General features: G+C 64.6%; 2 protein-coding genes. Both read left to right on the top strand.

The genetic code is table 11. From position 1 onward, the window contains the following. Positions 1-3,508, top strand: a 3,508-nt coding sequence (locus ABI213_RS14140) for a response regulator (protein WP_348027583.1), incomplete at its 5' end; no start/stop codon positions are given. Positions 3,509-3,673: 165 nt separating this feature from the next. Further along, positions 3,674-5,224 carry a methyl-accepting chemotaxis protein gene (locus ABI213_RS14135; RefSeq protein WP_348027581.1) on the top strand — a complete coding sequence of 517 codons (1,551 nt, stop codon included), beginning with the start codon at positions 3,674-3,676 and terminating at the stop codon, positions 5,222-5,224. Positions 5,225-5,356 lie beyond the last annotated feature (132 nt).

Here is a 5,356-nt window from a genome sequence, read left to right as displayed (position 1 = left end):
GCAACTGCGCTACGACCTGTTCTACAGCCGCGCCGCGCCGCTGGACCTGCCCCAGTCCGCCGAGCTGCTGCGCAACCACGATCTGCTCAAAGCCGCACGCATGGCGCTCCGGGAGTTCCAGGTGGTGGCCGACCCGGTGTTTGACCCCGATGCCGCCCACCTGCCCACGCTAGCCCAACTGCAGATGTTGCAAGCGCGATTGGCCGACCTGCGCGATGTGGTGCGCGGCCTGTCGCTGGAGTCCAGTGAATCGTCTGCCGCCGTGGTGGAACAGCGCACCGTGGAAGTGCAGCGGCAAATCACCACCACCCGCCTGCTGACGCTGTTCCAGGGCCTGCTGACTTTGGGTTTGGTGGTGGCCATCTACCGGCAGTACCGCCAGCGCGAAGCCGCCGGAGCCCAGGCCCAGGCCCAGCAACTGCGCCTGCTGGAGGCCGATGCCCGACTGGAAGCCGAGGCCGTGCAGCGCGCCGCGCAAGACGACCTGTTCGAAATCACCTCCGCTCTGCCGCTGGTGGTGTACCGCCTGCAGCGCTTCCCCAACGGCCAGAGCCACTACACCTACATGAGCGAGCGGGTGCAGGAAATCCTGGGGATTTCCGCCGCCACCGTGCTGCAGCATGGTTGGGCCATGGATGCGACCGTGCACGAGGACGACCTGGCCGAGATGCTGCGCGCCTCGGCCGAGGCCGTGCAGAAAATGCAGGCCTTTGCCTGCGACTTTCGCATCCGCCGTGCCGATGGGCAGGTGCACTGGGTGCACTGCGCTTCGGTGCCGCGCTTGCTGCCCGATGGCTCGGTGCTGTCCACCGGCTATTTGCAGGTGATCGACGCGATCAAGGAGCGTGAAATTCGCCTGCACGAGGTCACCGCGCAGCAGCAGGTGATTTTTGACAATATCCCCTCGGGCCTGGTCTTTTGGGCCGATGGCCAGATCCGCCAGTGCAACGCCGGGTTTGCGGCCATCGTGGGCCTGCCTGGTCTGGACCTGCAGGATGGCACTTTGCGCACCTTCGCGATGCTGTTTGCCTCGCCAGAAGAGCATGCGGCTTTCTCCAGGGAGGTGGACGGCCTGTTCGAGCAGAGCCAGCGCGTGCTGCTGGAGCGCAGCTTTTGCCGCGCAGACGGTAGCCGGTTTGACGGCCGCCTGGTGGGCCAGCGGCTGGCGGTGGCGGCCTATGCCAAGGCCGGTATCTGGGTGATGGAAGACATCAGCGAGCGCAAGCACGCCGAAGAAGAGTTGCGCCGTGCCAAAGAGCTGGCAGAAGAGGCCAACCGTTTCAAAACCGACTTTCTGGCCAATATGAGCCACGAAATCCGCACCCCGATGAACGCCATCATCGGCATGTCCTACCTGGCGCTGAAGACCGACCTGAACCCGCGCCAGCACGACTACGTGGCCAAAATCCACCAGTCGGGCCAGCACCTGCTGGGCGTGATCAACGACATCCTGGACTTCTCCAAGGTCGAAGCGGGCAAGCTGTCGATCGAAAACCTGCCCTTCGCGCTGGACAAGCTGCTGGAAAACGTGGCCAACGTGGTGTCCGAAAAAGCTGCCGCCAAGGGCCTGGAGCTGGTCTGCGATGTCGCCCCCGAGGTGCCGCAAAGCCTGCGCGGCGACGCGCTGCGGCTGGGCCAGGTCCTGATCAACTTTGCCAACAACGCCATCAAGTTCACCGAGCGCGGCGAGATCAGCATGGTGGTGCGCCTCAAGGCCGGGTCCGACGACCAGGCCCTGCTGCGCTTCGAGGTGCGCGACACCGGTATCGGCCTGACCGAGGAGCAAATCGGCCGCCTGTTCCAAAGCTTCAGCCAGGCCGACAGCTCCATCACCCGCAAATACGGTGGTACCGGCCTGGGCCTGGCCATCAGCAAGGCGCTGGCCGAGGCCATGGGGGGGACGGTAGGCGTTGAAAGTACCTTTGGCGAGGGTTCTACCTTCTGGTTTACCGCGTTGCTGGGCCTGGGTGAAGAGGTGGAGCGTCCGGCATTGGCCGACCTGGACCTGCGCGGCCGCCGCGTGCTGGTGGTGGACGACAACGCCCACGCCGCCCTGGTGCTGGTGGATATGCTGCGCAGCATGGGTTTTGACGTGGCATCGGTGGATTCGGGGGCCAAGGCCGTGGCCGCCGTGCGCGATGCCGCCGCCGGAGGTTTTCCCTTCGACATCACCATGCTGGACTGGCAAATGCCCGACATGGACGGTCTGCAAACCGCCCACGCCATCACCGCACTGGGGCTGCAGCCCCACCCCAAGCCCATCCTCGTCACCGCCTACGGCCGCGAAGAAGTGGTGCAGGGTGCCCAGGCAGCGGGCATTGAAGACCTGCTGGTCAAACCCGTCAATGCCTCGGTGCTGTTCAACACCATGCTGCGTGCCATGGGCCGTGGCACCGCCCTGGCGGCCGCCAAGGTGGATGCCGGGGGATCGGCCTGGGAGGCGCTGGCCCCGCTCAGCGGTGCCCGTATCCTGTTGGTGGAAGACAACGGGCTCAACCAGCAAGTCGCCTGCGAGCTGCTGTTTGATGCCGGATTTGTGGTTGAGATTGCCGACAACGGCCAGATCGCCGTGGACATGGTGGCCCAGACCCACTCGGATGCCGCGCTGCGCTACGACCTGGTGCTAATGGACATGCAAATGCCGGTGATGGACGGCGTGACCGCGACCCAGATCCTGCGCCAGGACCGCCGCAACGCGATGCTCCCCATCGTCGCCATGACCGCCAACGCCATGGCCGCCGACCGCCAGCGCTGCCTGGATGCCGGCATGAATGCCTTCGTCACCAAACCCATCGAACCCGACGAACTGTGGCGCGCCCTGGCCCAGTGGATCCAAGCGCGCAGCGGCCTGGGCCTGGTGCAGCGCACGGATACCGCACCCGACCTGGGTGCATCCGCCCACGCCGAGGCCACCATGGATGGCTTACGCCGTATTCCTGGCCTCGACGTGGCCCAGGGCCTACGCCGCATTATGGGCAAGCAGCCGCTGTACCAGGACATGCTGCGCAAGTTCGCCGCCGGGCAGGCCCGCGCCGTAGCCGAGTTGCGGCACAGCCTGGACCAGGGCGACCTGGGCAGCGCCGAGCGTACCGCCCACACCCTCAAAGGCGTAGCGGGCAACATCGGTGCCAGCCTGCTGCAGGCCAGCGCCGCCCAGCTGGAGCGTGCCATCCACCTGCAAGAGCCGCGGGCTGAACTCCACAGCTTGGCCGAACGCACCGCGCAGTTGCTGGCCCCGCTGGTGGCCGCTATTGCCCAGCAGTTACCTGCCCCCGAAGCTGTTGTGGTGGTCGCCGCCGCAACTGTGGACTCGGCACAGGCCGAGGCCATTTGCACCCGTTTGGCCCTGCTGCTGGGGGAGGACGATGCCGAATCCATCGAACTACTGCAAGAGCACGCCGTGCTGCTCCGCCAGGTGTTGCAGGGCCGCTATGGCGAGATTGAAGCGGCGGTGGCACAGTACGATTTTGAGGCCGCGCTGGGCGTGTTGCAGCAGCGGGTGGTGTAGCCACCACCGGCCTGGCTGCCTCTTTTACCGGGTACCCAATATGTAGCGATACACGCCGTATCTATATCCACCAGCTGCGTTCATGTGGTTTGTCTTTTTGGACACCCACCATCGATTCTTGACCTGCGTACCACCCACTCCACCTTGCCCAGGAGCCTATCCGCCATGTCTACCTTCCAGTCCAACCTGTCCATCACCAAGCGCCTCAGCGTGGGCTTTGCGCTGATCCTGTTGCTGTGCTTTATTTCCATCCTGGTGGGCATCGTCAAGCTCAACGCTTCAGCGCAGGCCACGCAGTACATCGTCAGCGACCCGATCCAGACCGAACGCCTGGTCAGCGACTGGTACCGCGATATCCATACCAGCGTGCGCCGCACCACCGCCATCGCCAAAAGCAGCGACCCCTCCTTGGCCAGCTACTTCGCGCAAGACGCGGCGACTTCTAGTGAGCGCTCCAGCAAAGCCCAGAAAACCCTGGAGCCGCTGATGAAAACCGATGCCGAGAAAGCCTTGTTTACCGCCATCGGCAACACCCGCAAATCCTATGTAGAGGCCCGCGATGCCGTGTCGGCCCTCAAGAAAGAGGGCAAATCCGACGAGGCCAACCAGATGCTGGAACAAAAGTTCACCCCCGCGGGCAAGGCCTACATGGATGCCCTGGAGGCTTTGATGCTGGCCCAGCGCCAGGAAATTGACCAAGAAGCCAAAGGCACGGCCGAAAGCACCACCCACGGCCGCGATCTGTTGATTGCCGTGGGCACCCTCAGTCTGCTGGTGGGCATTGGCAGCGCGTGGTGGCTGGCGGGCTCCATCACCCGGCCCCTGGCCGAAGCCAATCGGGCGGCACGCCAGGTAGCCGCGGGCGACCTGACCGGCCGGATTGAGACCCATAGCACCGACGAAGTGGGCCAATTGCTCACCAGCCTGCAAGACATGCAGGCCAACCTGGTGCGGGTGGTCAGCAGTGTGCGCCAGGGCTCGGACAGCGTCTCCACCGCCAGCGCCGAGATCGCCGAGGGCAACCACGACCTGAGTTCACGCACTGAAAACCAGGCCGCCGCCTTGCAGGAAACTGCCGCCTCGATGCAGGAGCTGAGCAGCACCGTGCAGCAAAACGCCGACAACGCCCGCCAGGCCAACCAGCTGGCCCTGCGTGCGTCTACGGTGGCGGTCAAGGGGGGCGAGGTCGTTGGCCAGGTGGTGCAGACCATGAAAGGCATCAACGATAGCTCGCAAAAAATCGCCGACATCATCGGCGTGATCGACGGCATCGCTTTCCAGACCAATATCCTGGCGCTGAACGCCGCCGTCGAAGCCGCCCGCGCGGGCGAACAAGGTCGGGGTTTTGCCGTGGTGGCCAGCGAGGTGCGCAGCCTGGCCGGGCGTAGCGCCGAGGCCGCCAAGGAGATCAAACTGCTGATCACCGCCAGCGTCGAGCGCGTGGCCCAGGGCACCACCCTGGTGGACCAGGCGGGTACCACCATGGCCGAAGTGGTCGGTGCTATTCGCCAGGTGAGTGACATCGTGGGCGAGATCAGTGCCGCCAGCACCGAGCAAAGCGCTGGGGTCCGCCAGGTCGGCGAAGCCGTGACCCAGATGGACCAGGCCACCCAGCAAAACGCCGCCTTGGTCGAAGAAATGGCCGCCGCCGCCAGCAGCCTGCAAGGCCAGGCCTCCGACTTAGTGCAGGTGGTGTCGCAATTCAAACTAAATTGAGTTTGGCTAGAAGCCTATTTTTTCTTAAATCCGCACTGGTATCGTGAATCCGTTCTTAGCGGACCGATGAAAACGCGGTCGGCTGCAGGAATGCGTTGCGCATGCTGGATACGAGTGCCCCGTTTTGTTCGC

The organism is Rhodoferax sp. (genome assembly GCF_039922535.1).
Lineage (GTDB): Bacteria > Pseudomonadota > Gammaproteobacteria > Burkholderiales > Burkholderiaceae_C > Rhodoferax_B.
This window is presented reverse-complemented; position numbering and strand designations above follow the sequence as displayed.

Coding starts and splice junctions, on each gene's coding strand:
- ABI213_RS14135 (WP_348027581.1), top strand. CDS start 3,674: ATGTCTACCTTCCAGTCCAACCTGTCCATCACCAAGCGCCTCAGCGTG.